Origin of the sequence: Duganella rhizosphaerae, from assembly GCF_040364205.1 — a bacterium.
In the GTDB taxonomy this organism is placed as follows: Bacteria; Pseudomonadota; Gammaproteobacteria; order Burkholderiales; family Burkholderiaceae_D; genus Rugamonas; species Rugamonas rhizosphaerae.
This window is the reverse complement of sequence record NZ_BPWK01000002.1, coordinates 185,227-211,672: the sequence shown is the minus strand read 5'-3', so window position 1 is coordinate 211,672 and position 26,446 is coordinate 185,227. Positions and strand designations below refer to the sequence as shown.

At 64.1% G+C, this 26,446-nt stretch carries 29 protein-coding genes; 11 read left to right on the top strand and 18 right to left on the bottom strand.

The features are described 5' to 3' along the window. Position 1: 1 nt before the first annotated feature. The 8 genes from RUGAMON1_RS04870 to RUGAMON1_RS04835 are packed head-to-tail and all read right to left on the bottom strand — an operon-like array spanning position 2 to position 6,660. Entirely contained in the window at positions 2 to 667 is a 666-nt protein-coding gene (locus tag RUGAMON1_RS04870; protein ID WP_445229439.1) for a heme-copper oxidase subunit III family protein, read from the bottom strand. Continuing rightward, positions 664 to 1,257: a cytochrome c oxidase subunit 3 gene (locus RUGAMON1_RS04865; RefSeq protein ID WP_445229438.1), complete on the bottom strand. Its 594-nt coding sequence runs from the start codon at positions 1,255 to 1,257 to the stop codon at positions 664 to 666. The genes RUGAMON1_RS04870 and RUGAMON1_RS04865 overlap by 4 nt, the downstream gene beginning before the upstream one ends. Then, positions 1,254 to 2,993, bottom strand: a complete 1,740-nt coding sequence (ctaD, locus tag RUGAMON1_RS04860; RefSeq protein WP_445229437.1) for a cytochrome c oxidase subunit I — start codon at positions 2,991 to 2,993, stop codon at positions 1,254 to 1,256. The genes RUGAMON1_RS04865 and ctaD overlap by 4 nt, the downstream gene beginning before the upstream one ends. Before the next feature lie 10 nt (positions 2,994 to 3,003). Further along, complete coding sequence (locus RUGAMON1_RS04855) at positions 3,004 to 4,095, bottom strand: cytochrome c oxidase subunit II (RefSeq protein WP_445229436.1); 1,092 nt, start codon at positions 4,093 to 4,095, stop codon at positions 3,004 to 3,006. Between the two features lie 16 nt (positions 4,096 to 4,111). Beyond that, positions 4,112 to 4,615 carry a hypothetical protein gene (locus RUGAMON1_RS04850; RefSeq protein ID WP_445229435.1) on the bottom strand — a complete coding sequence of 168 codons (504 nt, stop codon included), beginning with the start codon at positions 4,613 to 4,615 and terminating at the stop codon, positions 4,112 to 4,114. Between the two features lie 47 nt (positions 4,616 to 4,662). Further along, positions 4,663 to 4,974, bottom strand: coding sequence for a hypothetical protein (locus RUGAMON1_RS04845; RefSeq protein WP_445229434.1), 312 nt, complete (start codon positions 4,972 to 4,974; stop codon positions 4,663 to 4,665). A 4-nt stretch (positions 4,975 to 4,978) separates the two neighbouring features. Then, entirely contained in the window at positions 4,979 to 5,461 is a 483-nt protein-coding gene (rfaE2, locus tag RUGAMON1_RS04840) for a D-glycero-beta-D-manno-heptose 1-phosphate adenylyltransferase (protein ID WP_217943142.1), read from the bottom strand. 14 nt (positions 5,462 to 5,475) lie between these two features. Next, the gene (locus RUGAMON1_RS04835) at positions 5,476 to 6,660 is read right to left on the bottom strand and encodes a PilT/PilU family type 4a pilus ATPase (RefSeq protein WP_445229433.1); all 1,185 of its coding nucleotides are present in this window, start codon (positions 6,658 to 6,660) and stop codon (positions 5,476 to 5,478) included. Between the two features lie 111 nt (positions 6,661 to 6,771). On the opposite strand from RUGAMON1_RS04835, the gene RUGAMON1_RS04830 reads away from it, so the two are divergent. From RUGAMON1_RS04830 to vapC, 5 genes are all read left to right on the top strand, one after another. Further along, on the top strand, positions 6,772 to 7,707 hold the full coding sequence (locus tag RUGAMON1_RS04830) for a hydrogen peroxide-inducible genes activator (RefSeq protein WP_445229432.1): 936 nt from the start codon (positions 6,772 to 6,774) through the stop codon (positions 7,705 to 7,707). Positions 7,708 to 7,776: 69 nt separating this feature from the next. Continuing rightward, positions 7,777 to 8,631, top strand: coding sequence for a 4-hydroxybenzoate octaprenyltransferase (ubiA, locus tag RUGAMON1_RS04825; protein WP_445229431.1), 855 nt, complete (start codon positions 7,777 to 7,779; stop codon positions 8,629 to 8,631). 85 nt (positions 8,632 to 8,716) lie between these two features. Further along, entirely contained in the window at positions 8,717 to 9,064 is a 348-nt protein-coding gene (locus tag RUGAMON1_RS04820; RefSeq protein ID WP_445229430.1) for an ElaB/YgaM/YqjD family protein, read from the top strand. Positions 9,065 to 9,108: 44 nt separating this feature from the next. After that, on the top strand, positions 9,109 to 9,312 hold the full coding sequence (locus RUGAMON1_RS04815) for a type II toxin-antitoxin system VapB family antitoxin (RefSeq protein WP_445229429.1): 204 nt from the start codon (positions 9,109 to 9,111) through the stop codon (positions 9,310 to 9,312). Beyond that, entirely contained in the window at positions 9,299 to 9,691 is a 393-nt protein-coding gene (gene vapC, locus RUGAMON1_RS04810; protein WP_445229428.1) for a type II toxin-antitoxin system VapC family toxin, read from the top strand. The genes RUGAMON1_RS04815 and vapC overlap by 14 nt, the downstream gene beginning before the upstream one ends. On the opposite strand, the gene prfH is transcribed toward vapC, so the two are convergent. From prfH to RUGAMON1_RS04795, 3 genes are read right to left on the bottom strand one after another with little or no spacing between them, the layout of a single operon-like run. After that, a complete protein-coding gene (gene prfH, locus RUGAMON1_RS04805) occupies positions 9,671 to 10,249 on the bottom strand; it encodes a peptide chain release factor H (RefSeq protein ID WP_445229879.1) in 579 nt (192 codons plus the stop codon). The two genes, vapC and prfH, sit on opposite strands and share 21 nt — an antisense overlap. Before the next feature lie 52 nt (positions 10,250 to 10,301). Beyond that, positions 10,302 to 10,808 carry an MmcQ/YjbR family DNA-binding protein gene (locus RUGAMON1_RS04800; RefSeq protein ID WP_445229427.1) on the bottom strand — a complete coding sequence of 169 codons (507 nt, stop codon included), beginning with the start codon at positions 10,806 to 10,808 and terminating at the stop codon, positions 10,302 to 10,304. Between the two features lies 1 nt (position 10,809). Then, positions 10,810 to 11,109 carry a high-potential iron-sulfur protein gene (locus RUGAMON1_RS04795; protein WP_445229426.1) on the bottom strand — a complete coding sequence of 100 codons (300 nt, stop codon included), beginning with the start codon at positions 11,107 to 11,109 and terminating at the stop codon, positions 10,810 to 10,812. 143 nt (positions 11,110 to 11,252) lie between these two features. On the opposite strand from RUGAMON1_RS04795, the gene RUGAMON1_RS04790 reads away from it, so the two are divergent. After that, complete coding sequence (locus RUGAMON1_RS04790; protein WP_445229425.1) at positions 11,253 to 12,512, top strand: parallel beta-helix domain-containing protein; 1,260 nt, start codon at positions 11,253 to 11,255, stop codon at positions 12,510 to 12,512. Further along, a complete protein-coding gene (locus tag RUGAMON1_RS04785; RefSeq protein ID WP_445229424.1) occupies positions 12,509 to 13,645 on the top strand; it encodes an SO2930 family diheme c-type cytochrome in 1,137 nt (378 codons plus the stop codon). Before RUGAMON1_RS04790 ends, RUGAMON1_RS04785 begins: the two co-directional genes overlap by 4 nt. Before the next feature lies 1 nt (position 13,646). On the opposite strand, the gene RUGAMON1_RS04780 is transcribed toward RUGAMON1_RS04785, so the two are convergent. The 3 genes from RUGAMON1_RS04780 to RUGAMON1_RS04770 are packed head-to-tail and all read right to left on the bottom strand — an operon-like array spanning position 13,647 to position 16,166. After that, the gene (locus RUGAMON1_RS04780; RefSeq protein ID WP_445229423.1) at positions 13,647 to 14,621 is read right to left on the bottom strand and encodes a CE1 family esterase; all 975 of its coding nucleotides are present in this window, start codon (positions 14,619 to 14,621) and stop codon (positions 13,647 to 13,649) included. 13 nt (positions 14,622 to 14,634) lie between these two features. Beyond that, entirely contained in the window at positions 14,635 to 15,459 is an 825-nt protein-coding gene (proC, locus tag RUGAMON1_RS04775) for a pyrroline-5-carboxylate reductase (protein ID WP_445229878.1), read from the bottom strand. Positions 15,460 to 15,461: 2 nt separating this feature from the next. Next, positions 15,462 to 16,166, bottom strand: coding sequence for a YggS family pyridoxal phosphate-dependent enzyme (locus RUGAMON1_RS04770; RefSeq protein ID WP_445229422.1), 705 nt, complete (start codon positions 16,164 to 16,166; stop codon positions 15,462 to 15,464). 92 nt (positions 16,167 to 16,258) lie between these two features. On the opposite strand from RUGAMON1_RS04770, the gene RUGAMON1_RS04765 reads away from it, so the two are divergent. From RUGAMON1_RS04765 to RUGAMON1_RS04750, 4 genes are all read left to right on the top strand, one after another. Continuing rightward, complete coding sequence (locus RUGAMON1_RS04765) at positions 16,259 to 17,302, top strand: type IV pilus twitching motility protein PilT (protein ID WP_445229421.1); 1,044 nt, start codon at positions 16,259 to 16,261, stop codon at positions 17,300 to 17,302. Between the two features lie 108 nt (positions 17,303 to 17,410). Next, entirely contained in the window at positions 17,411 to 18,547 is a 1,137-nt protein-coding gene (locus RUGAMON1_RS04760) for a PilT/PilU family type 4a pilus ATPase (protein ID WP_116992370.1), read from the top strand. A gap of 5 nt (positions 18,548 to 18,552) precedes the next feature. Beyond that, positions 18,553 to 19,038 carry a glutathione peroxidase gene (locus RUGAMON1_RS04755; protein WP_445229420.1) on the top strand — a complete coding sequence of 162 codons (486 nt, stop codon included), beginning with the start codon at positions 18,553 to 18,555 and terminating at the stop codon, positions 19,036 to 19,038. Between the two features lie 166 nt (positions 19,039 to 19,204). Further along, positions 19,205 to 21,715 carry an EAL domain-containing protein gene (locus RUGAMON1_RS04750; protein WP_445229419.1) on the top strand — a complete coding sequence of 837 codons (2,511 nt, stop codon included), beginning with the start codon at positions 19,205 to 19,207 and terminating at the stop codon, positions 21,713 to 21,715. On the opposite strand, the gene glcF is transcribed toward RUGAMON1_RS04750, so the two are convergent. The 4 genes from glcF to RUGAMON1_RS04730 form a co-directional block, all read right to left on the bottom strand. Beyond that, positions 21,698 to 22,921, bottom strand: a complete 1,224-nt coding sequence (gene glcF / locus RUGAMON1_RS04745; protein ID WP_445229418.1) for a glycolate oxidase subunit GlcF — start codon at positions 22,919 to 22,921, stop codon at positions 21,698 to 21,700. The genes RUGAMON1_RS04750 and glcF overlap by 18 nt on opposite strands. A 14-nt stretch (positions 22,922 to 22,935) precedes the next feature. Then, positions 22,936 to 24,009, bottom strand: coding sequence for a glycolate oxidase subunit GlcE (glcE, locus tag RUGAMON1_RS04740; RefSeq protein WP_445229417.1), 1,074 nt, complete (start codon positions 24,007 to 24,009; stop codon positions 22,936 to 22,938). 10 nt (positions 24,010 to 24,019) lie between these two features. Further along, positions 24,020 to 25,519, bottom strand: a complete 1,500-nt coding sequence (locus RUGAMON1_RS04735) for an FAD-linked oxidase C-terminal domain-containing protein (protein ID WP_445229416.1) — start codon at positions 25,517 to 25,519, stop codon at positions 24,020 to 24,022. A 72-nt stretch (positions 25,520 to 25,591) separates the two neighbouring features. Then, a complete protein-coding gene (locus RUGAMON1_RS04730; RefSeq protein WP_445229415.1) occupies positions 25,592 to 26,341 on the bottom strand; it encodes an MBL fold metallo-hydrolase in 750 nt (249 codons plus the stop codon). Positions 26,342 to 26,446: the final 105 nt, after the last annotated feature.

The window sequence follows — 26,446 nt, the reverse complement described above, 5'->3', positions numbered from 1 at the left end:
CCTACCAAAGATAAAACAGCGCGAAGATGAACACCCACACCAGGTCGACAAAGTGCCAGTACAAGCCGGCGATCTCGACGATATCGTAATTGCCGCCGCGCTCGTAGTGGCCGCGCCGCACGCGGCGCGCGACGATGCTCAGGTAGATCACGCCGGCCGTCACATGCAGGCCGTGGAAGCCGGTGATCATGAAGAAGCAGGCGCCGAACTGCGCCGCGCCGTCCGGATTGATCCACGGCCGCACGCCTTCAGCGATCAGCTTGCTCCATTCGAAGGCTTGCATGCTGACAAAGGTCGCGCCCAGCGCTGCGGTCAGCAGCATCAGCGCCGCACAGCGGGCGCGCTCGCGCCGGTAAGCGTAGTTGACCGCCATCGCCATCGTGCCGCTGCTGGTGATCAGGATGAAGGTCATGATGGCGATCAGTATCAGCGGCAGCTTGGCGCCGCCTATCGTCAGCGCAAACACCTCGCTGGGATTGGGCCAGGCCGCCGTGGCCGAGATGCGCACCGACATATAGCCGGTGAGGAAGCTGCCGAAGATGAAGGTGTCGCTGAGCAGGAAGATCCACATCATCGCCTTGCCCCAAGGGACGCGGAAGGCGGCGCGGTCGCCCGACCAGTCCGCCACCATGCCTTGCCAGCCGGCCGTGTCGTTTGCTTTGCTCATGGCCCGCCTCCGCAGATTTGATTCACCAGTTCCGGCGTTACGCCGAACAGCAGGCCGAACATGGCCAGCCACAAGCCCAGCAGGAAGTGCCAGTAGCGTGCGCACAGCTGCAGGGTCACGCTGTCGCGCCCGAGGTCGCGGTGCGCCCAGGCAGCCGCCACCAGGCCGCCGATCACGTGCAGACCATGCAAGCCGGTGATCAGGTAAAAGAAGCTGTTGGCGGGATTGCCGCCCAGCGTCAGATTGGCCGCGTCCATGATCTGCCACGCCCACAGCTGCGACGCCAGGAAGGACAGCGAGCAGATGCAGGCCGCTGCGTACGCCGTCCGCAACGCCGACGCGTCACGGCCGCGCGCGGCATGCCACGTGCGTTGCCAGGCGACGCTGGCGGCAGCCAGCAATGCCGTGCTCAGCCACAGCTGCACCGGAACAAAAGGCAGCGGACGCCAATCCGGCGCCGCCATGCGCATCACGTAGGCGCTGCTGAACAGGAAGAACAACATGCCGATCACGCCCATGAATACCCACAGGCCGGTGCGCCGCCTGAGCATGTCGGCGTGATTGCTCACCAGGTAGAGGCTGGGATTCATGGCGTCTCCGGCACCGGGACGGGCCGCCGGGCCGCAACATCAGCCGGCGCCTGATCTTGCGCCACATAGTCGCTGTCGCCGTCCTGTTGGCCATACTCGTAGGCGCCGCGATACACCACCGGCGTTTGATCACCCCAGTTGCCGTGCACCGGCGGCGTCTGCGGCGTATGCCACTCCAGGCTGGCAGCGCGCCAGGGGTTGCCGCCCGCCTCTCGCCCCCGGAAAGTACTCCACCACAAGTTCAGTAAGAACAACAATTGCGAGACGCCGACAAACAAGGCAACGATGGTGATGAAGGCGTTCAGCGATTGCGCCGATTCGGGGATGAAGGCGTAGTGATCGTAAGCGTAGTAGCGCCTTGGCATGCCCAGCAAGCCCAGGTAATGCATCGGGAAGAAAATCAGGTAGGTGCCGACGAAGGTGATCCAGAAATGCACCCGCCCCAGCATCACGTCGTACATGCGTCCGCTCACCTTGGGGAACCAGTGATACAGGCCGCCAAACACCGCCAGTACCGGCGATACGCCCATCACCATGTGGAAATGGGCGACCACGAAATAGGTGTTCGACAGCGGGATATCGACGCTGACATTCCCCAGGAACAGCCCGGTCAGCCCGCCGATGACGAAGGTGCTGATGAAGCCGACGGCAAACAGCATCGGCACGGTCAGGTGTATATCGCCGCGCCACAGGGTCAGCGTCCAGTTGTAGACCTTGAGCGCGGTCGGCACCGCGATGATCAGCGTGGTGGTGGCGAAGAAGAAGCCAAAATACGGATGCATGCCGCTCACGTACATGTGGTGTGCCCACACGACAAAACTCAGACCGCCGATCACCACGATGGCCCACACCATCATCTTGTAGCCAAAGATCTGCTTGCGCGCATGCACGCTGATCAGGTCGGAAATGATGCCGAACGCCGGCAAGGCCACGATGTACACCTCCGGGTGGCCGAAGAACCAGAACAGATGCTGGAACAGCAGCGGGCTGCCGCCCTGGTGCGGCAAGTGCTGCCCCATCGACACCACGGCCGGCATGAAGAAACTGGTGCCCAGCGTTTTATCGAGCAGCATCATGACGCCGCTGACGAACAAGGCCGGGAACGCCAGCAGCGCCAGGATGGTGGCGGTGAAGATGCCCCACACCGTCAGAGGCATCCGCATCAGCGTCATGCCCTGGGTGCGCGCCTGCAGCACGGTGGTGACGTAGTTCAGCCCCCCCATCGTGGCGGCGGCGATGAACACCAGCAGCGACACCAGCATTACGATGATGCCCCACTCCGTGCCCGGTGTTCCGGGCAGTATCGCCTGCGGCGGATACAGGGTCCAGCCGGCGCCGGTCGGCCCGCCGGGCACGAAAAAGCTGCCCGCCAGGATCAGCACCGCCAACAAATAGAACCAGTAACTGAGCATGTTCAGGAAGGGAAACACCATGTCGCGCGCCCCCACCATCAGCGGGATCAGGTAATTGCCGAAGCCGCCCAGGAACAGCGCCGTCAGCAGGTACACCACCATGATCATGCCGTGCATGGTCATGAACTGGTAGTAGCGGCTGGCGTCGATGAAGGCGAACTTGCCGGGAAAGCCCAGCTGCAAGCGCATCAGGTCCGACAGCACCAGCCCCACCAGTCCGATCACCAGCGCGGTGATGGTGTACTGGATCGCGATCACTTTGTGGTCCTGGCTCCACACATAGCGGGTCCAGAAGCTGTGAGGATGCTCGCCGCCGTAGCCCATGCCCGCCTCCCTATTTGATGGTCTTGATGTAGTCGACCAGCTGCGCCACTTCGGTCGGGCTCAGCTGCTGCGCCGGCATGATGGGCTGATAGCCCTTGACGATGCGTGCGGCGGGTTTGGTGATCGATTCGCGCAGATAGGTCTCATCCACGCGCACGGCGGCGCCGTCGTTCATGGTCTCGCTCTTGCCAAACAGCCCCTTCCACGTCGGCCCCACGCCGGCGTTGCCGTCGATGCTGTGGCAGGCCGCGCAGCCGCGCGACTGCGCCAGCAGGCGCCCCTGCTTGCCCGGCTCCTCGCCGCCGGCCGCGGCCGCCGTCGTGGCGGCAAAGGTCGGCTGCGCCGCCAGCCACGCCTGATAGGCCGGCCCATCGTCCACCACGACATAGCTGCGCATATTGAAATGGCCGATGCCACACAGCTGCGCGCACATGACCTCGAACCTGCCGACCCGCGACGGCGTGAACCAGAACGACGTCACCATGCCCGGCACCATGTTCATCCGCGTGCGGAATTCCGGCACGTAGAAATCATGCAGCACATCCTGCGCGCGCAGCAGCACGCGCACCGGCCGGCCGACGGGGATATGCACCTCCTGCCCTTCGACCAGCAGATCGTCCTGCCCGCCAGGATCCGCCGGATTCACGCCATACGGATTGGCGTTGCTGATGAAACGCATGTCAGTGCTGCCCAACTTGCCGTCCCTGCCCGGCAGGCGGTAGTGCCATTGCCACTGCTGGCCCAGCACTTCGAACACCATCGCGTCGGGTGGCGGGTCGATCAGCTTGGCGTACACCGATAAGCCCGGCGCCAGCAGCGCGACGATGCCCACCGTGGTGGCGCCGACCAGCCACCACTCCAGCTTGGCGCTGCCGTGCGTGGCCGCCGCGCGCACGCCGTCCTGATGCCTGAACGTCACCACCGCATACGCCACGAACAGGTTGATGACGACGAAGGCCACGCCGGTGATGAGGAAGGTCAGCAGCAAGGCATCGTCCATCTGCTGCCAGTTGGAGGCGATGGGCGTGAGCCACCACGGACTCATATAATGAAATTCCAGGGCGCCAACTACGATCAGTATCAGTATCAATGCTAACGCCATGGCGGCTTCCCGAAAGCTAACGTGGCCTGCTCGGCCTTTCCAGCTTGAGATAAATGAAGGCTGCGGTCATCCCGAAGATGACGTGGGCAATGGCTGTCGGCCAGCCTCGCAACGCTACGAACCATGTATAGACACCGGCCATGCCATAAAAGTTCAGCCCATATAGCAGCAGGCCGAACACTGCTCCGGTCGCGAGCGCCAGGGCGAGGCTGGAATCAAGACGGAATGGTGCAATGATGGCGGCCAGCATGACGCCGAACACCACGCCCAGCGTGTAATGCACCAGCAATGCGGCGACCGTCACGCCCAGGCTGTAGCCGCTGGTTTGCAGCACGTCCCAGCTCATCACCAGCGCGGCGATCATGTGGGTGGCCAGCCAGGGATCGGCGGCGTTGGTGATGGCGGACCAGCTGAGTTCAAGCAGCATCAGCACGCCGCCCGCGCCGAAACCCGCGACCGCAGCGGCGGCCCAGTCCGGCAGGCGCGCCTGCCAACGATGTGATTGCAGATGCAGTTCCATGACGTCCTCCCGAAGAGACTTGTGGGAGATTCAGTCTAGGATTTTTTTCAGGCCCTGTCAGCCGGCGCGCGATTGGAACGGAGGGAGAAAGACAACAGCAAAGCCAGCGCGCCGGCGCCAGCCAGGCTCACGCATACGGTGCTGGCGGCCGCCAGCGCGGCCGGATTGCGCAGGCCCAGCAGGTCGGCGGCGAAGGCCAGCGACACCGTCGCGATCAGCTGAGCCGGATAGAGGAAGCGCAGTTGGCGGAATGCGCGCGCGTCGCCGCGCCGCCAGTAGCGCAGCGCGATCGCGAACGCGGGTCCCCACAACACGCCGAGGAACAGCAGCGCCGCGAACACGGCAATCAGGATGCGCATCGTATCAAGGACGCTGGGCGCGCACCTTGGTCAGCAGCTTGGTGGTCGAGCGGTCGTGCTCGAAGTCGATGGCGATCGCCTGGCCGCCGTAGGCCAGCACGGCCTTGCCTTCCGGGATGGCGTCCATCTGGTAGTCCCCGCCCTTGGCGTAGATTTCCGGCCGTGCCTGCTGCACCACTTCCAGCGCGGTGTCTTCGTCGAAGTCCACCACCAGGCTCACCGCTTCCAGCGCGGCCAGCACGGCCATGCGGTCGGCGCAGTTGTTGAGCGGACGGTCGTCGCCCTTGCCCAGGCGTTTGACGGAGGCGTCGGTATTGGCCGCCACCACCAGCGAGGCGCCCAGCGCGCGCGCCTGCGCCAGATAGGTCACGTGGCCGCGGTGCAGGATGTCGAACACGCCGTTGGTCAGCACCACCGGCTTGGGCAATGCGGCGACGCGCGCGGCCAGTTGTTCACGGGTGCAGATCTTGGTTTCAAATTGAGGCATGAGGTTTTTCTGTGTTATTTGGGTTCTTCGTCTTCCGGCTCTTCGTCGATCTGCATGCTGAGTGTATCGGCGGTGGTCGGACTGTTGTCGCCCGGCTCCTTGCGGTCGCCGCGCAGCTTGATCTGCAAGCGCAGGCCGTTGGCCGAGTCGGCGTTGCGGATCGCCTCTTCGTAGGCGATATAGCCCTTATTATAGAGTTCGTACAGCGCCTGGTCGAAAGTGCACATGCCGAGCTCGCGCGATTTGTGCATGATTTCCTTGATCGCCTGGAAGTTCCCCTTGAAGATCATCTCGGCGATGGTCGGCGTGTTGAGCAGGATCTCGATCGCGGCCTTGCGGCCCTTGCCGTCCTCGGTGCGCACCAGGCGTTGCGACACGATGGCGCGCAGGTTGGACGACAAATCCATCAGCAGCTGGTTGCGCCGCTCCTCCGGGAAGAAGTTGATGATGCGGTCCATGGTCTGGTTGGAGTTGTTCGCGTGCAGCGTGCCCAGGCACAGGTGGCCGGTCTCGGCGAACGCGATCGCGTGCTCCATAGTCTCGGTGTCGCGGATCTCGCCGATCAGGATCACGTCCGGCGCCTGGCGCAGCGTGTTCTTCAGCGCGTTGTGCCAGGACAGCGTATCGACGCCCACTTCGCGGTGCGTGATCAGGCAGCCCTTGTTCTTGTGCACGTACTCGACCGGATCCTCCACCGTGATGATGTGGCCGGCCGAATTGGCGTTGCGGTAGTCGATCATCGCCGCCAGCGTGGTCGACTTGCCGGAACCGGTGCCGCCCACCACCAGCACCAGCCCGCGCTTGGTCATGATGACCTCCTTCAGCACCTCGGGCAGGTCCAGTTTTTCGAAATTCGGGATTTCCGAGGCGATAGTCCGTATCACCATGGCCACGTTCTGCTGCTGCACGAAAACGTTGACGCGGAAACGGCACACGTCCGGCAGGGAGATCGCGAAGTTGCATTCCAGCTCGGCCTCGAACTCGCGCTTCTGCTTGTCGTTCATGATGGACAGCGCCAGCGCGCGGGTCACGCTGCCGGTCAGTTTCTGTTGGCTCAGGGGCTTCATCGCGCCCTGCGACTTCATACTCGGCGGGAAATCTGCGGAAATGAACAGATCCGAACCGCCGGTGTGGTGCATCACCTTGAGCAGCTTGTGCAGATAGGCTTGCGCTTCTTCTGGACCAAATGTGGAGGACATGCTTGCCTTTCGATGGGTGGTACCAACATACGCTGCATTATATCGACAGCATTCGCTACAATACCTTTTCTAATTATTGCATCCCAGCATCGCCTGTGTTCAAATACATTTATGACACTGACCGAACTGAAATACATCGTCGCCGTTGCAAGAGCGAAACACTTCGGACATGCGGCCGAAGCCTGTTACGTCGCGCAGCCGACGCTTTCGGTCGCCATCAAGAAACTGGAAGATGAGCTGGGCGTGGTCCTGTTTGAACGGGGCGGCGCCGAAATCTCGGTCACCCCGCTGGGCGCGCAGATCGTCGCCCAGGCCGAGCGCGTGCTGGAACAGACCGCCGCCATCAAGGAACTCGCCAAGCAGAACAAGGACCCGCTGGCCGGCCCGCTGCGCCTGGGCGTGATCTACACCATCGGCCCCTACCTGCTGCCGCCGCTGGTCAAGGGCATGATCGACAAAGTCCCGCAGATGCCGCTGATCCTGCAGGAGAACTTCACCGTACGCCTGATCGAGATGCTGCGCCAGGGCGAGCTGGACGCCGCCATCATGGCGCTGCCGCTGCCCGAGCACGGCATGGCGATGCAGGCGCTGTACGACGAGCCGTTCGTGGTGGCGATGCCGTCCCAGCACCCATGGGCCAAACGCCGCAGCATCCCCGCCGACGACCTGAAAACCGAAAACATGCTGCTGCTTGGTAACGGACACTGCTTCCGCGATCAGGTACTGGAAGTATGTCCCGAAATGGCCCGCTTCTCCGCGCCGGGCAACGGCATGCAGCGCACCTTCGAGGGCTCGTCGCTGGAAACCATCCGTCACATGGTGGCCAGCGGCATCGGCCTGACCGTGCTGCCGCGCGCCTCGGTGCCGGACATGGACACCAAGGAAGGCATGTTGCAATTCCGTCCGTTCGAAGGGCAGCAGCCGTCGCGCCGGGTGGTCATCGTGTGGCGTAAAAGCTTCACCCGCAAGGCCGCCATCGACGCCGTGTGCGAAGTGGTAGCCGCTTGCAACCTGCCGGGCATCACCACCCTCTGCGCCGACGATTAATGCAGCCACTGCGCTGGCAGCGCCAGGATTTGCGATAATCCTGATCTTTCCCTTCAAGCGGCACTATCCATGAACAAGCTGGAGCTCTATTTTCGCCTGGTCAGGCTGGACAAACCCATCGGCACGCTGCTGCTGCTGTGGCCGACGCTGTGCGCGCTGTGGCTGGCATCCAACGGCAAGCCCAGCCTGACGCTGGTGCTGATCTTCTCGCTCGGCACGCTGCTGATGCGCTCGGCCGGCTGCGCGATGAACGACTACGCCGACCAGGATATCGACAAATTCGTCAAACGCACGGCGCAGCGCCCCATCACCAGCGGCCGCATCAGCGGCAAGGAAGCGCTGGCGATTGCAGGCACGCTGGCGGTGCTGTCGTTCTGCCTGATCCTGCCGCTGAACGCACTAACCAAGCAACTGTCGGTGGCAGCCGTCATCATCGCCGGCACCTACCCTTACTTCAAGCGCTTCTTCGCAATTCCGCAGGCTTACCTGGGCATCGCGTTCGGCTTCGGCATTCCGATGGCGTTTGCGGCGATCCAGGACACGGTGCCGATGGTGGCGTGGGTGCTGTTGCTCGGTAACGTGTTCTGGGCCGTGGCCTACGACACCGAATACGCGATGGTCGACCGCGACGACGACCTGAAGATCGGCATCAAGACCTCGGCCATCACCTTCGGCCGCTACGATGTGGCGGCGGTGATGCTGTGCTACGCCGTGCACCTGGGTTTGCTGCTGGCCTGCGGCTGGCAGCTGGGGATGGGCGTGTGGTTCGCCGGCGGCGTGGCGGTGGCGGCGGGCATCGCCTGCTATCACTACACGCTGATCCGCGGCCGCGAGCGCGACGCCTGCTTCTACGCCTTCCGCCACAACAACTGGCTGGGCGCGGCGGTGTTCGCGGGCGTGGCGCTGGATTACGCGCTGCGCTAACGCGATTGAGGCAGCGCAAGGCGTCAACCCAGTCGCTGCCTACAATGGCTATCCCCCCTCCACTTCGACACCCGATGAGGTCATCATGGATCAGACTCAACAGAACGGCAAAGGCGTCGCCGACAGCCAGGCCGCCAGCTGCTGCGCGCGCAACAAGCTGATGGATGAATTGAAACACGCCATCGGCGAGGCCGAGGACTGGCTGAAGGACGCCGCCAAAGAGTTGGCGCCCAGCCCGGAAACCCGCGCCCGTTTTGAGGAAACGCTGCGCACCGCCAGGACCGACCTGCGCAAGCTGGAAGACAGCGTGATCGCCCGCAGCCGCGGCGCGGCCGAATCGGCCAACGTTTATGTGCGCGACAATCCGTGGAAGTCGGTGGGCCTGGGCGCGGCGATCGGCGTCATCGTCGGCCTGCTGGTAGCGCGGAAATAGGTCAAAATCGCGCTAAAATCTGCAGATATTTGCGAGGATCAGTCATGCAAACGAATTTCATTATCGATGACAAGTTGATGCGGCTGGCATTGCAAGTCCCTGGTGTGAAAAGCGAGAAGCAGGCGATAGAACTTGGTTTACGCACATTGGTCCGCCTTCATCACCAGGAGCAGCTTCGCCAGCAACGCGGAAAACTGAACTGGGAAGGCGATCTCGACGCCATGAGACTTGATCGTGATCCTGGTTGATTCCAGCGTATGGGTAGACTATTTCCGTCCTGGTCTGCAAACCAGGCAAACCCAGATGTTGGATCGTCTTTTGCCGAGCGATCCAATGCTCATTGGTGACCTGATCCTGACTGAGGTATTACAAGGTTTTCGCGATGATCGTGATTTCAAAACAGCCCAACAGCTGCTTTCGGCGCTGCGGATGGCTCGTCTCGGCGGGAAAAAAATATCGATTCAAGCCGCGCGAAATTATCGCAAACTGCGAGCCCAAGGAATCACACCCCGCAAAACAATAGACACTATCATTGCGACCTGGTGTATCGAGAACGGGGTTCATCTTTTGCACAACGATCGGGATTTCATTCCGTTCTCTGAACACTTAGGTTTGTTGGCGCTTTGACGCCCGCCTGTACTTTCCAACAAACACCCGCTGAGCATTGCCGCGCTCCGCCTGCTTATGCTGCATGTGGCGCTCGGTGCGCACGCTGCTCTCCGCCTCGTCTGCCAGCCGGGCCAGTTTCATAGCCAGCAACTGGGCGGCGAGCTTCTTGTTTGCATGCTGGCTCCGTTCCGATTGCACTTTTACGGACAATCCCGTCGCCATATGCGTCGCGCGAATTGCGCTGTCAGTCTTGTTGACATGCTGCCCTCCAGGCCCTGACGCACGCGTCGCCTCGTAACGGATCTCACCGTTTAGGTCTGATGGTTCCGGCGGCGTCAGCTCGGCTCCCAGCAAGAACCAGTTCTTCCGCCTGTGCTGTTTGCGGTAGGGACTATCGCAAATCCAGAGGATGCTTCCGCTCCAGCGCTGCGCCACTTCTTTTGCCGCCTGGCCTTCCATCTGCAACAAGACGGAACGCAACGTGCCGCTAATCGGTCCGTCGACCTCTTCGACAAGCGTGATGGTGATACCAATGCCAAAGTCGTTCTCGCCCAATTGCCAGACGCTTTTATGCATTTCAATGAGGTTCATCCGCATTCATCGTTGAAGTTGAAATCGCCTCGCATGTTCAGGAGGGCTTGGGATGAGGTTGAGGCCGCAGCCATAGCTCGCAAGTCAAACCGTCATTCGGGTTTACATCTTGCTCAGCGAGTAACTTATCTAATTCGACTTTTTGCTCCGCAGTTAGCTGAGGCGTCTCGTCGCGCAAGGCAACCATTACATCTGGCTCCAGCGCTGAGATCCTGGCACCATGCAGCTTGAGCAGCGACTTCGGCGCCGCCAGCAGCCAGGCCTGCGCCAGTCGCAGCTTCGCGCCGTCGGGATGCGCTTGCGGCAAGCGCACCAGCACCCAAGGATGGTCGCGGTAGTGGTCGGTGATGTAGTACGTTTCCGACTCCACCGTCAGCAGGCGCTCGCGCTCTTCCCACGTGGTGCGTATCGCCACCGACTCGCCGTCTTCCTTCAAGCACGCCATCAGCTTGCCTTTGACCTTCAGCGCCGGCGTGCCGTACGAGGTCGACTCTTCGACTAAAGGAAGCTCCAGGCCCAGCGCCTTGAATGCGGCGAAGTCCATGTCAGCCGAACGAGGTGCACCAGCCGGCGGCCGCCACCAGCTTGCCGGGGAAGATGGCGCAGCCGCCCATGTCGTTCGGGCCGTCCTCGTAGATCTGGCACTTGCCGCAGCGGTCGCCGGCTTTGAAGTCGGGGAATTTGTGCCCGTCAACCTTGGTGGCGTCAACCACATAGTTGAACTCCTTGGCCAGCGGCTCGTCTTCCTTCAGCGGCACGCGGTCCTCGGCCCGGGCCATGCAGCCCAGCGTAGCAGCGGCCAGCCCGGCGCAGGTGTGCAGAATAAATACCCGGCGATTCGTCATCTTTTTTCCTTTCCGTCGCTGCCGCGCCACATGGCCACGGCCCGGCCATGATACGCGCTTAATGTCGAAAACATACTGCTATACTCAATGTTGCCAAGCACTCTACATCTGACAAATTCTAACAAATAGAATGAGGGGACGACATGTACAAGGCCTTACGCACACTAGCTCTATGCGGTACGATCGGCGCCTTGCTGGGCGCTTGCGGCAAGTCCGAGGCGCCCGTCTCGGCCGAGCAGGCCAGCGCCGACGCGGCGTTCCAGAAGAAGCTGCAGGAGCAGCTGCTCGACGCCAAACCCGGCAGCGTGGTCGAGATCCCGGCCGGTACCTATCATCTCACTAGCGGCCTCACACTGCGCGGCAACGGCGTCACGGTACGCGGCGCCGGCATGGACAAGACCATCCTCTCGTTCAAGGGCCAGGTCACCGGGCCGGAAGGCATGCTGGTCTACGCCAGCAACTTCACCATCGAAGGCCTGACCATCGAGGACTCCAAGGGCGATGGCCTGAAGATCAACGACGGCGACAACATCACCATCCGCAAGGTCAAGGTGCAGTGGACCGGCGGCTCCAAGGTCACCAACGGCGCCTACGGCATCTACCCGGTCAAGACCCGCAACGTGCTGATCGAGGACAGCGTGGCCATCGCCGCCTCCGACGCCGGCATCTACGTCGGCCAGTCCAACGGCGTGGTGGTGCGCCGCTGCCGCGCCGAGCAGAACGTGGCCGGCATCGAAATCGAAAACACCATCAACGCCGACGTCTACGACAACGTCGCCACCAACAACACCGGCGGCATCCTGGTGTTCAACATGCCCAACCTGTCGCAGCCCGGCCATAGCACCCGCGTGTACAAGAACAAGGTCGAGAAGAACAACCTCGGCAACTTCGCCGCGCGCGGCACGGCGGTGGCCAGCGTGCCGGCCGGTTCCGGCATCGTCATCAACTCCAATTCGAAAGTGGAGATCTTCGACAACGACGTCACCGACAACCAGACTGCCAACGTCATCATCTCCAGCTACCACTCCACCGGTTACTTCACCGAGAAAGGCGTGGCCGCCGGCTACGATCCGTATCCCAAGGCGATCTACGTCTACGGCAACCGCTTCAAGGGCGGCGGCGATTCGCCCGATGGCCTGGACCTGAAAGCGCTGAAGATCGCCATGTACGGCATCAGCGGCCACCTGCCCGACGTGCTGTGGGACGGCTATGTCGACACCAAGCTGCTGGTCAAGGGCGTAATGCCGGCCGAGCAGCGCATCTGCATCCAGGACGGCGTGGAAGTGCTGAACGCCGACGGGCCGAACAAGTACAAGAACCCCAGCAAGGAAACCGCGCCGTTCCGCTGCGCGCTGGCCAAGCTGCCGCCGGTGACCATCGCCCAACTCGCCGCGCAGTCATGATGGTGAGATTCGCAGCGATCACCTGCACGCTGATGCTCGCGGCGTGCACGCAGACCCAGGCCCCGGTGAGCTTTATCACCGAAGGCAATCCGGCCAAGTTGAGCGACTGGCATCTGATGGCCGTCTCCGGCGGCCGCCTGAACCTGAACACCGGCGTGGTTCCCTACGACCTCAATACGCCGCTGTTCACCGACTACGCGCAGAAGCTGCGCACCGTCTGGATGCCGAAAGGCCAGAGCGCCGTCTACAACCCCGATACGACGTTCGAGTTCCCGGTCGGGACCATCATCAGCAAAACCTTCTACTACCCGAAGGCGGACGGTCCCGCCAAGGCGGTGCTGGCCACCTACGACACCAGCAAGACCGGCGGCGACAAGCTCGATCTGGCCAACGTGCGCCTGGTCGAAACGCGTCTGCTGGTGCGCCGCACCGACGGCTGGATCGCCCTGCCCTATGTGTGGAACGCCGAGCAGACCGAAGCCGTGCTGTCGCGCACCGGCGACCAGATACCGCTGGAAGTGGTGCATGCAGACCAGACCCGCAAGCCGCTGACCTACGTGGTGCCGAACGTGAACCAGTGCGCGTCCTGCCACGTGGCGGATGTGAAGTCGCGCCAGTTCCAGCCCATCGGCCCGAAGGTGCGGCATATGAACCGCAGCTACAGCTACGACGGCGTGACGGTCAACCAGCTCGACTACCTGGCGCGCATCGGTTACCTGAGCGGCGTGCCGGCCAATGCGGCGACGGCGGCGCCGCACAACGCCAACTGGCGCGACCAGGGCCAGACGCTGGACGAGCGCGCCCGCGCCTACCTGGACATCAACTGCGCCCACTGCCACAACGACAAGGGCGCCGCCAACACCACCGCGCTGCACCTGAACATGGGGGCGCCGGCCGATCTGCATCTGGGGCTGTGCAAGCCGCCGGTGGCGGCAGGTGCTGGCACGGGTGGTCACGGCTACGGCATCGCGCCGGGCAAGCCGGATGAATCGATCATGGTCTACCGGCTCAGCTCCGACCAGACCGGCATCATGATGCCGGAACTGGGACGCGGCTCGGTCCACAAAGAGGGCGTGGAACTGATACGCGCATGGATCGCCGCGATGAAGCAAGGCTGCGGCGGGACGTCCTGATTTAAGGAGCTACGCGTTTATCCTTGAAGAAGGCCCAGGTTTCGTCGGCATATTCAAGGTCGCCGTTTTGCTTGCCCAGTATTGCCAGCACCAGCCATGACAGGCTATGTGCGATGCTGGGCTGCACGTGGCCGGCGTTTTCCATTTTCAGGAATTCAACCTGCGTCTGCTTAGGATCGCCGCCCCAGACATAGCGCACCAGCGACGTCTTGTCGGCCGCATCGCGATGCGGCACGTTGGTGACGGTCGGCGTCGGCGGCAGCTGCGCCAGCTCGCGCCAGTACTTCACGGACTCCTCGGCGCTCAGTCCGGAGCCGCGCCCCGTCAACAGGAAGTGACCGACTTCGCCGCCGGCATAGGGCGCGATCTTGTCCTCGGTGCCATGCGCCACCAGTATCGGCACGGCGCGCTTGGGGGCCGGGCACAGATTCTTGGATGGCATCAGCATGCTCGACACGGCCACCGCCGCCAGGCGCGGCCCCAGCTCGATCGCCGCGCGATACACCATGCCGCCGCCATTGGAAGCGCCGGACAGATACACCCGCGACGGATCGGCATTGTGCTGCGCGACCGCCTGGTCGATCAAGGCCGCGATGAAACCGACGTCGTCGGTCTTGGGATTGGTGGGCGCGTCGGCACGGCAGTCGTTCCAGCCTTGCTTGTCGTCGCTGCCCTTCGAACCGTCGGGCGCGATGACCAGCACACCTTCGCGGTCTGCCACGGCCAGCCAGGCGGCGGCCGGATCGTCGATCCGCCCTTTGCCGAAAGTGAGGTTGGCGGAGGCCGCGTGGCCGTGCAGCAGGATCACCAGCGGCAGCTTGTTTGAAGCCGCCGCCACCGGCATCGCCGGCTGCGCCAGCAGATAGTGGCGCGGCCCTTCCGGCCGCTGCACCGTCTCGGAAACGATGGTCGCGGCGCCAGCCTGTAAAGCGGTGAAGGCTGCAATCAAGGGTACATACCGTGTTACCGTCATCATGCAGCCTTTCGTCTTAGTTGGAAGAACCCAGCTCGTCGCCCATTTCCTTGCCGCGCTGCTGGGCCGCTTTCATCGCCTTGACGATCGCCGCCTTCACGCCGCTGTCCTCCATGCTGGTCAGCGCCGCGTAGGTGGTGCCGCCCTTCGACGTCACCCGTTCGCGCAGCAGCGACACCGGCTCGCTCGACTGCACCGCCAGCTGCGAAGCGCCGGCAAAGGTGGCCATCGCCAGCTGCTTGCCCTGCTCCACGCTCAGTCCCATGTCCACGGCGGCCTGCTGCATCGCCTCGATGAAGTAGAACACATAGGCCGGGCCGCTGCCCGACACCGCCGTCACCGCATCGATCTGAGACTCGTCGTCCAGCCACACGGTGGGGCCGACGGCGCGCAGGATATCGTCCGCCGCCTGCTTCTGCGCAGCGGACACGCCGGCGGTCGCCGCCATGCCGGTGATGCCCATGCCGATCAGCGCCGGCGTGTTCGGCATGCAGCGCACGATGGCGCCGTAGCCGCCCAGCCAACGCGACAGGTCGACGATGCGGATGCCGGCCGCGATCGAGACGATCACCGGCTGCCTGGCCTGGTCGATCAGCGGCAGCAGCTGGGCCGCCACTTCGCGCATGCTTTGCGGTTTGACCGCCAGCACGATCACGTCCGCCGCCGAGACGGCGGCATCGGCGGCGCTGGCCGTGGTCACGCCGAACTGCTGATGCAGGCGCTCCAGCGCTTCCGCGTTGGGATCGGCCACGTGGATGTTGGCGCCGGCGGTGAGCTTGTTGGCCAGTCCCGCGATCAGGGCGGAGGCCATGTTGCCGCCGCCGATAAATGCTATTTTCATCATCAAGCCTTGTTGTAGTTTCGTGAACCAAAAATGGCGCTGCCGACGCGCACGATGGTCGCACCCTCGGCGATCGCGGCGCGCAGGTCGGCCGACATGCCCATCGACAGCGTGTCGAGCGCCAGGCCGTCGGCGCGTAGTTGCTCGTACAGCACCCGCAGCTGGGCGAACGCCGCCCGCTGCTGCGCAAAATCTTCGGCCGGCTCGGGGATCGCCATCAGGCCGCGCAAGGTCAGATTCGGCAGCGCCGCGACCTTGTGGGCCAGCTCCGCCAATTCCGCCGGGGCCACGCCGCTCTTGCTGGCTTCCCCGCTGATATTCACCTGCAAACAGATTTGCAGCGGCGCCATGCCGGCCGGCCGCTGCTCGGACAGCCGCTGCGCGATCTTCTCGCGCTCGACCGTGTGCACCCAATCGAAGTGCTCGGCGATGGGCCGGGTCTTGTTGCTCTGGATCGGGCCGATGAAATGCCATTCCAGCGCGGGCGCGCCGGCCGCCTTCAGCGCCGCGATCTTGTCCAGCGCCTCCTGCAGGTAATTCTCGCCGAAGGCGCGCTGGCCGGCCCGCACCGCCTCCAGCACCGCGTCCGGCCCGAAGGTCTTGGACACGGCCAGCAGCTGCACCGATTGCGGCGCACGGCCAACATCTTGGGCTGCGGCAACAATAGTCGAGGTGATTGCTTGCAAGTTCTGGGGGATCAGGGACATAATCATCGAGTAAAAATCGTTAGAAACAACGGTTAACGTGAAAGAAACCCGCCGGAACGGGACCTCACCAACGTCAGGCACAGGGATTATAAATGGACATCTCCGAACTTCTCGCATTCTCCGTCAAGAACAAGGCCTCGGACTTGCACCTGTCCGCCGGGCTGCCGCCGATGATACGGGTGCACGGCGACGTGCGCCGCATCAACCTGCCGCCGCTGGAGCACAAGGACGTGCACGGCATGATCTATGACATCATGAACGACGGCCAGCGCAAGGCCTACGAAGAGATGCTGGAATGCGACTTCTCGTTCGCGATTCCCGGTCTGGCGCGTTTCCGCGTCAACGCCTACAACCAGGAACGGGGCGCCTCGGCGGTGCTGCGGACGATTCCATCCAAGATCCTCAGTCTGGAAGAGCTGAACGCGCCGAAGATCTTCGCCGAGTTCGCGCTGAAGCCGCGCGGGCTGGTGCTGGTGACGGGGCCGACCGGCTCCGGCAAGTCGACCACCTTGGCGGCGATGGTCAACCACCTCAACGAGAACGAGTACGGCCACATCCTGACGATCGAAGACCCGATCGAGTTCGTGCACGAGTCGAAGAAATGCCTGATCAACCAGCGCGAAGTGGGTCCGCACACGCTGTCGTTCAACAACGCGCTGCGTTCGGCGCTGCGGGAAGATCCGGACTGCATCCTGGTCGGCGAGCTGCGCGACCTGGAGACCATCCGCCTGGCGCTGTCGGCGGCCGAGACCGGCCACCTGGTGTTCGGCACCTTGCACACCTCGTCGGCCGCCAAGACCATCGACCGTATCGTCGACGTCTTCCCCGCCGATGAAAAGGAAATGGTGCGGGCCATGCTGTCCGAGTCGCTGCAGGCGGTGATCTCGCAGACGCTGTTGAAAACCAAGGACGGCAACGGCCGCGTGGCCGCGCACGAGATCATGGTGGCGACGCCGGCGATCCGCAACCTGATCCGCGAAGCCAAGATCGCGCAGATGTACTCGGCGATCCAGACCGGCAGCAACGTCGGCATGCAGACCCTGGACCAGAACCTGACGGACCTGGTGCGCCGCAACGTCATCAGCGCCGCCGCCGCCCGCAACGCCGCCAAGACGCCGGACAACTTCCCCGGCTAAAAAACCGGGGGTCAAGTCTGACATTCGGACACGGCCTCGGCCGTAAGTGCAGCTACGGCCGAGGCCGTGTCCGAATGTCAGACTTGACCCCGAACTAAAGGAAATACCATGGAACGCGACCAGGCCTCTAAATTCATGTTCGACCTGCTGCGGCTGATGACCAGCAAGAAGGGCTCGGATCTGTTCATCACGGCCGGCTTCCCGCCCGCCATCAAGATCGACGGCAAGATGACGCCGGTGTCGTCGCAGGTGCTGACCTCGGCCCACACCATGGACCTGGCGCGCTCCATCATGAACGACAAGCAAACCGCCTCGTTCGAACTGACCAAGGAAGCCAACTTCGCCATCAGTCCCGGCGACCTGGGCCGCTTCCGGGTGTCGGCGTTTGTGCAGATGAGCTCGGTCGGCATGGTGCTGCGGACCATCACCAGCGAAATCCCCAAACTCGAAGACCTCGGCCTGCCCGACGTGCTCAAGGACGTGGTCATGTCCAAGCGCGGCCTGGTCATCATGGTCGGCGCCACCGGCTCCGGCAAGTCGACCACCCTGGCCGCCATGGTCGGCTACCGCAACGAGAACAGCTACGGCCACATCATCACCATCGAAGACCCGGTCGAATACGTCCACCCGCACAAGAACTGCATCATGACCCAGCGCGAAGTGGGGGTCGACACCGAGGACTGGGCCATCGCGCTGAAGAACACGCTGCGCCAGGCGCCGGACGTGATCCAGATCGGCGAGATCCGCGACCGCGAAACCATGGACCACGCGATCGCCTTCGCCGAGACCGGCCACCTGTGCCTGGCCACGCTGCACGCCAACAGCGCCAACCAGGCGCTCGACCGCATCATCAACTTCTTCCCCGAGGAACGCCGCCAGCAACTGCTGATGGACCTGTCGCTGAACCTGAAGGGCATGATCTCGCAGCGCCTGATCCCGCGCAAGGAATCCAAAGGCCGCGCGGTGGCGATCGAAATCATGCTGAATTCTCCGCTGATCTCAGACCTGATCTTCAAGGGCGAAGTCCACGAAATCAAGGAGCTGATGAAGAAATCGCGCGAGCTGGGCATGCAGACCTTCGACCAGTCGCTGTTCGATCTGCACGAAGCGGATATCATCACCTACGAAGACGCGCTGCGCAACGCCGACTCCGTCAACGACCTGCGGCTGGCCATCAAGCTCGAAGGCAAGGCCGCCAAGAACCGGGATCTCTCGGCCGGAACCGAACATTTAGGACTCGTCTAGAAACCATGACCACAATTTACGACATCACCGCCGACAACCTGTCCGGCGCCCCCGTCAACCTGAGCCAGTACCAAGGCCAGGTGCTGTTGATCGTCAACACCGCCAGCAAATGCGGCTTCACGCCGCAATACAAGGGCCTGGAGGAGGTGTACCAGCAGTTCAAGGACAAAGGCGTGGTGGTGCTGGGCTTCCCCTGCAACCAGTTCGGCGCGCAGGAACCGGGCCAGGCCGACGAAATCGGCGCCTTCTGCGAAAAGAACTACGGCGTCACCTTCCCGCTGTTCGCCAAGATCGATGTCAACGGCGACAACGCCCACCCGCTGTTTACTAAACTGAAAAAAGACGCCCCCGGCATCCTCGGCACCGAGGCGATCAAATGGAATTTCACCAAGTTCCTGATCCGCAAGGACGGCACGGTCTACAACCGCTACGCCCCCGCCACCAAGCCGGAAGACCTGGTGGCCGACATTACTAAACTGCTGGCGGAATAAGCACGCAAAACCGACGCTTCATAAAAAATTGTAAAAAGAGTGAAAACGTTTTCCAAAAAACGTGCCTTCGGTTAACTTTTCGGTAATAATGGCCTCTGGTCATTTCCAAGAATCGAATCCGTAGCCTATGTCGTTGTTTGGAAAACTACTGTCGCGCTGGATGCGGATGGGAATGTATTCCCGCCTGTTCGTACCCATCTTCCTCATCATCGCCATCGTGGTGGGCGTGCGATATACGCTGCTGTTTCAGTCGGAAACCGCCTACGCCGACGCCCGCTATCAGCGCGACGCGGGCGAACTGGCCGTCTATCTGCACAAGGCCCTGCTGCCCGCGCTGACCACGCCGGACCGCGCAACCCTCGACAACACCCTGTCCAGCGCCCTGCTGCTGGAGGCCGACCTGGTCTCGGCGCGGCTGGACTATGCCGGCGGCCACCTGGAGGCGCTGCGCAGCACGCCGCCGCTGGCGGACTACCCGCCATGGTTCCGCGGCCTGCGCGGGCTGGAACCGATCAACCGCACCATCCAGATCGGCAGCGCCAGCCTGGCGCTGGGCTTCGAGCCGACGCTGCCGCTGATGCAGGTGTGGCGCACGCTGCGCCAGCAGGCGGCCATCTCGCTGGTCAACATCACCATCATCTACACGCTGCTGGGCATCATCATCTTCGCCAACCAGCGCATGCTCAGGCGCGTGACCGACACCACCACCCGCTTCCAGAACGGCGACCACGGCATACGCCTGCCCATCGGCGGCACGCTGGAGGCGCGCATGCTGGCCGTCACCTTCAACAACATGGCGCAGCGCGTGCAGGCGCTGGTGCACAAGCTGCAGCAAAGCCAGAACAAGCTGAGCGAACAGCTGGCGCAGACGCTGGAAGCGCAGGCGCTGCTGCAAGTGGAGAAGGAACGCATCGAAGTCACGCTGGCCTCGATCGGCGACGCCGTCATCACCACCGATTTGAGCGGCAAGATCGCCACCGTCAACGACGTCGCCCAGCAGCTCACCGGCTGGCCGGAAGCGCGCGCGCGCGGCATGGAGCTGCACCAGGTGTTCGTGCTGGCGAATAATTTCGGCCAGCATTCGCTGCTCAAGTCGATGGCGGCGATCTACGCCGGCGGCGACGTCATCAAGGTCGGCAACCAGAGCCTGCGCAACCGCATGGGCCAGATCATCACCGTCGAATACACCGCCAACGCGATCCGTTCCGCAAAAAAAGAAGTACAAGGCTCGGTGCTGGTGTTCCGCGACGTGACCGAGCGCCGCCAGCTGATGCAGCAGATCTCCTGGCAAAGCAACCACGACATCCTGACCGGCCTGCCCAACCGCTCGGCGCTGGCCACCCGCTTCGAGCAGGAAGTCATCCGCGCGCGCGAACAGGACTACCTGCTGGCAGTGTGCCTGTTCGACCTCGATCACTTCCAGCAGGTGAACCAGACGCTGGGCCAGGACATCGGCGACGAGATCCTCAAGCAGGCCGCCAGCCGCCTGCACGACTTTGCCGGCCAGCGCCATTACGTGGCGCGCCTGGGCGGCGACGAATTCGTGCTGCTGCTGCCGGAGATGGACGGCCGCGCCGCCGTCGAGCAGGCGCTGGACCGCTTGATGGCGGCGCTGTCGCGCGACTATCTGTGCGAAGGCGAAGCGGTGGGCATGTCGGCCAGCGCCGGCGTGGCGGTCTACACCGGCAACGAGATCAGCGCCGACAGCCTGCTGCGCCACGCCGACCAGGCGCTGTACCAGGCCAAGATCACGGGCCGCAACCGCTATCACTTCTTCGACGCCGACCTGGACGAACAGGTGCGCACCCATCACAACCGCCGCACCGAAGTGCGCGCCGCCCTGCGCGACGGCGAGCTGCGGCTGTACTATCAACCGAAGCTGGACATGCGCAAGGCCCGCATCGTCGGCATGGAAGCGCTGCTGCGCTGGGAACATCCGCTGCGCGGCGTGGTCGGGCCGGGGGATTTCCTGCCCATCGTCGAGCACAGCGACGTCATCGTCGATATCGGCGAATGGGTGCTGCGCGAGGCCTTGCGCCAGCTGCAGGTCTGGCGCGCCTTCGACGCGCGCTGGGTCATCAGCGTCAACATCGCCGCCCGTCATTTCCAGCGCGCCGACTTCGTCGAGCGGCTGACCGCCATCCTGGCCGAGTTCCCGGACGTGCCGCCGCATATGCTGGAGCTGGAGATACTGGAGTCGTCGGCCTTGAGCGACATCGCCCACGTGCGCAGCATCATGCTCGATTGCCAGGCGCTGGGCATCAGCTTCGCGCTGGACGATTTCGGCACCGGTTATTCGTCGATGTCCTATCTGAAGCGGCTGCCGGCGGACATGCTGAAGATCGACCAGAGCTTCGTGCGCAACATGCTGGTGGACCGCGACGACCTGCACCTGGTGAGCGCCGTCATCGGCCTGGCCAAGTCCTTCGGCCTGGGCGTGATCGCCGAGGGCGTGGAGACCATGGAGCACGGCGCCGTGCTGATGCGCCTGGGCTGCGACCTGGTGCAGGGCTACGGCATCGCGCGGCCGATGCCGGCGGACGAGGTGCTGGCCTGGGTCGCCAGTTTCGACACGGCGGCAGTATGGCAGGCGGCCGCACAGCTGCCGCCCATCCTCAGCCTGCACGGCGAGCCGGCCGGCGGCACCGCGCAGATGCCCTTATTTGTGCAAAGCTGAATCGATCAGTTCTATCCAGTGCCTGACCGGCGTGTCCGTGCCCGATTGCAGGTGCGCGGTGCAGCCGACGTTGGCCGAGACGATGGTGGTGGCGCCGGTATCGGCCAGGTTGGCCAGCTTGCGGTCGCGCAGTTGCAGCGACAACTCCGGTTGGAGCAGCGAGTAGGTGCCAGCCGAGCCGCAGCACAGATGGCTGTCCGCGCACAGCACGACATCGACGCCGACCGCGCGCAGCACGCCTTCCACCTTGCCGCGTATCTGCTGGCCATGCTGCAGCGTGCATGGCGGATGGTAGGCCACGCGCTCGCTGATGCTGGCGCGGCGCTTCAGTTCCTCCTCGAATTCCGGCATCACTTCGCTCAGGTCGCGCGTCAGCGCCGCGATGCGCTGCGCCTTGGAGGCGTAGGCGCCGTCGTGCGCCAGCAGGTGGCCGTATTCCTTGACCGTGACGCCGCAGCCGGAAGCCGTCATCACGATGGCCTCCACCGCGCCGTCCTGCACGTGCGGCCACCAGGCGTCGACGTTGCGGCGCATGTCGTCCAGCGCCGCCTCCTGGTCGTTCAGGTGATGGCGCACCGCGCCGCAGCAGCCGGCCTTGGGCGCGACGATCAGCTGCACTCCCAGCGCATCGAGCACGCGGGCAGTGGCGGCGTTGATATTCGGCGCCATCGCCGGCTGCGCGCAGCCTTCCAGCACCAGCATCTTGCGCGCATGCTCGCGCGACGGCCACACGCCGGCGCTTTGCATCGGCGGAATCTTGTCCTGCATGGCGGGCGACAACAGCGGCCGGAATAGCTGCCCCGCGCGCAACGCCGCCGTAAAGACGGCCTTGCGCGGCAAGGCTTCCTTCAGCACCAGCCGTTTCATGCGCTCGATGAACGGCCGCTCCACGCGCTCCTCCACCACCTTGCGGCCGATGTCGATCAGGCGGCCGTACTTGACGCCGGACGGACAGGTGGTCTCGCAGTTGCGGCAGGTCAGGCAGCGGTCCAGGTGGGTCTGCGTCTTGACCGTCACCGGCGCGCCTTCCAGCACCTGCTTGATCAGGTAGATGCGGCCGCGCGGACCATCGAGCTCGTCGCCCAGCAGCTGATAGGTTGGGCAGGTGGCGGTGCAGAAGCCGCAGTGGACGCAGGCGCGCAGGATGGCGTCGGCCTCTTCGCCTTCGCGGGTGTTCTTGATGAAGTCAGCCAGGTTGGTTTGCATAGGGTTCGCTAGTGCTAGTACATGCGGCCGGGATTGAAGATCCCCGCCGGATCGAAGGACCGTTTCAGGCGTTCGTGGATCTTCGCCACGGCCGGCGCCAGCGGATGGAACACGCCGACGTTCTTGTCCGCGCCGCGGAACAGCGTCGCGTGGCCGCCAGCCGCCGCCACGGTGCGGCGTATGCCGGCCGCCTGCTCGGCATCGGTGGATTCGACCTTGAGCCAGCGCTGCGCCCCGCCCCACTCGATCATCTGCTCGCCGCGCAGGATGATGGCGCTGGCGGCGGGCGGCACCGACAGGCGCCATAAGCTGCCGCCGTCGAAATAGCCGTGCGTCTGGTCGCGCAGCGCAGTCCAGAATGCCGCGTCGTCGTCCAGCGGCGCGCCACCCAGCTTGCGTTGCGCGGCCTCCACCGCCGCCTCGGCGCCGGACAGCCGCAGCGACAGCACGCCCTGGTGCCAGCAGCTGGCCGATATCGGCAGCGGCTGGCCGGCCCATTCGTTCAGGTGGCGCAGCGCGTCGATCTCGCTCATCTCGAAGCGCAGGCTGGCCTCGCGCAGCGGCACCGGCAGCACCTTGAGCGACACCTCCAGTATCAAGCCCAGCGTGCCCAGCGAACCGGCCAGCAGGCGCGATACGTCATAGCCCGCGACGTTCTTCATCACCTGGCCGCCGAAGCGCAGCGCCTCGCCGTGGCCGTCCATCAGCACCGCGCCGAGAACGAAATCGCGCACCGCACCGGCGCTGGCGCGGCGCGGGCCGGACAAGGCGCTGGCCACCACGCCGCCGATGGTCGAAGCGGCGCCGTAGCGTGGCGGCTCGAAGGCCAGCATCTGCTGGTGCTGCGCAAGCAGCGCTTCGATCTCCGCCAGCGGCGTGCCGCAGCGCGCGGTGATGACCAATTCGGTCGGTTCGTAGGAGACGATGCCGGCGTAGGCTCGCGTGTCGAGCGCCTCGCCCTGCGGCGGTTGCCCGTACCAGTCCTTGGTGCCGCCGCCGCGCAGGCGCAGCGGCGTGCCGGCCTCGGTGGCGACGCGTATGCGCTCGCTGAACTGCGCGGCGATGTGGGAAGAGGATTCGGTCGTCATGTCGCTCCGTTTAAAAGCGCGGCAGATGGGAGAATGGCAGCATGCCGCCGCTGACGCGCATCTTGCCGAATTCGGCGCAGCGGTTCAGCGTGGGAATGGCCTTGTCGGGATTGAGCAGGCCGGCCGTGTCGAAGGCGCGCTTGACCGAGAAGAACGCGTCCAGCTCGGCCGGCGCGAACTGCGCGCACATCGAATTGATCTTCTCGATGCCGACGCCATGCTCGCCGGTGATGGTGCCGCCCACTTCCACGCACAGCGCCAGGATCTCGGCCCCGAAGGCTTCGGCGCGCTCGAATTCATCGGGGATGTTGGCGTTGAACAGGATCAGCGGATGCAGGTTGCCGTCGCCGGCATGGAACACGTTGGCGCAGCGCAGGCCGTACTTGCTCTCCATCTGCGCGATCCCTTCCAGCACCTGGCCCAGGCGCTTGCGCGGGATGGTGCCGTCCATGCAGTAGTAGTCGGGCGAGATGCGGCCCGCCGCCGGAAAGGCGTTCTTGCGGCCGGACCAGAACTTCAAGCGCTCCGCCTCCGACTGCGACACCGCGATGGCGCTGGCGCCGGCCGTGTTCAGCACCGCCGTCATGCGGGCGATTTCCTCTTCCACTTCCTCGACGGTGCCGTCGGCCTCGCACAGCAGGATGGCGGCGGCATCGGTATCGTAGCCCGCCTTGACGAACGGTTCGACCATGCGCGACGAAGTCTGGTCCATCATCTCCAGCCCGGCCGGGATGATGCCGGCCGCGATCAGCGCCGCCACCGCGTGGCAGCCCGCAGTCACCTCGTTGAACGACGCCATGATCACGCGCGCGGTGGCCGGCTTGGGCACCAGCTTGACCGTCACCTCGGTGACGATGCCCAGCATGCCCTCGGAGCCGATGAACACCGACAGCAGGTCCAGCCCCGGCGCGTCGAGCGCTTCGCTGCCCAGTTCCACCACGTCGCCGTCGATGGTCACCATGCGCACGCGCAGCACGTTGTGCACGGTCAGGCCGTATTTGAGGCAATGCACGCCGCCGGAGTTCTCGGCCACGTTGCCGCCGATGGTGCAGGCGATCTGCGACGACGGATCGGGCGCGTAGTACAGGCCATGCGGCGCGGCCGCTTCCGAGATCGCCAGGTTGCGCACGCCCGGCTGCACCACGGCAGTCCGCGAATAGGCGTCCATGCGCACGACGCGGTTCAGGCGCGCGGTCGACAGCACCACGCCGTCGGCGATCGGCATGGCGCCGCCGGACAGGCCGGTGCCGGCGCCGCGCGGCACGATGGGCACCTTCAGCTCGCGGCACACCTGCAACACGGCGACGATCTGCGCCTCGCTGTCGGGCAGCACGACGATCATCGGCAGCTGGCGATAGGCGGCCAGGCCATCGCATTCATAGGGTCGGGTATCTTCCGGCTCGGACAGGACGGCGCGCGCCGGCAGCACCTGCAGCAAGGCCGCGGCGACCTGCGCGCGGCGGGCGGCGATATCGGCCAGTACGGCCGGATCGGGAGTGGCAGTGTTCATGCGTGGACACCTGGAAGCGCGGAATCAGATGTCGATTGTAAGCACAAACGCCCGATGCTGTGGAATGTTTGACTACTTTACACAACTATCGCCTCGATGATTGCAAGCCAGGCGCCGTAATTTCCCGGCGTGCGCACGCACTTCGGCGGCAGGCAGAGGGCCGCCATGCCCCATGTAGAAGGTCCGCATGCCGGCATCGACCAATCGCTGCAAGGCCGACGCCGTCGCATGCGGATCGTCTTCAAACGGCGGCCGGATCGCATGTCCGGTGCGTACCAGGCCTCCCAGCAGCACGCCCGACGCGATCAGGTCGCCCACCAGCACCTCGCCGCCCGCCAGCTCGATCGATACCGATCCGGCGGTATGGCCGGGCGTATGGCACGCCACGCCTTCCACGCCGTACTGCGACAGCGGAACAAGCTGCCCGTCCCCCATCAGGATATCCGGCGTGAACGGCACATAGGGCTGGCGTATCAGACCGGTCCTGAGAAACAGGCGGCCGAACCAGCCGGTGCTGCAAAAAGTCATCGGCAGCAGCTGGCGGTAGTACGGCAGGTCGCCGCGATGTGCCAGCACCGGCGCGCCGGACAGCTCGCGAAGTCGCGCCGCGCTGCCCGCATGGTCGACGTGGGCGTGGGTGATCACGATCAGGCGGATATCGGCAAACGTCAGGCCGTGGCGCCTAAGCACGCGGGCGATCTTGCCCTCCGACCCGGGCAGCCCGGCATCGACCAACACACAGCCGCCGTCGCCGATGATGAGATGGCAGTTGACCATGCCGAAAGGCAGAATGGAAATGCGGACGATACGTGGGGCGGCCATCGATACAACTCCTTCAAAACAGTCTATGATCACATTCTCAAGCCAATACGCGGCCGTCACAAGTACGCACTTTTTAGTGCCTGTCGGCGATTTGTAACGAGTCTG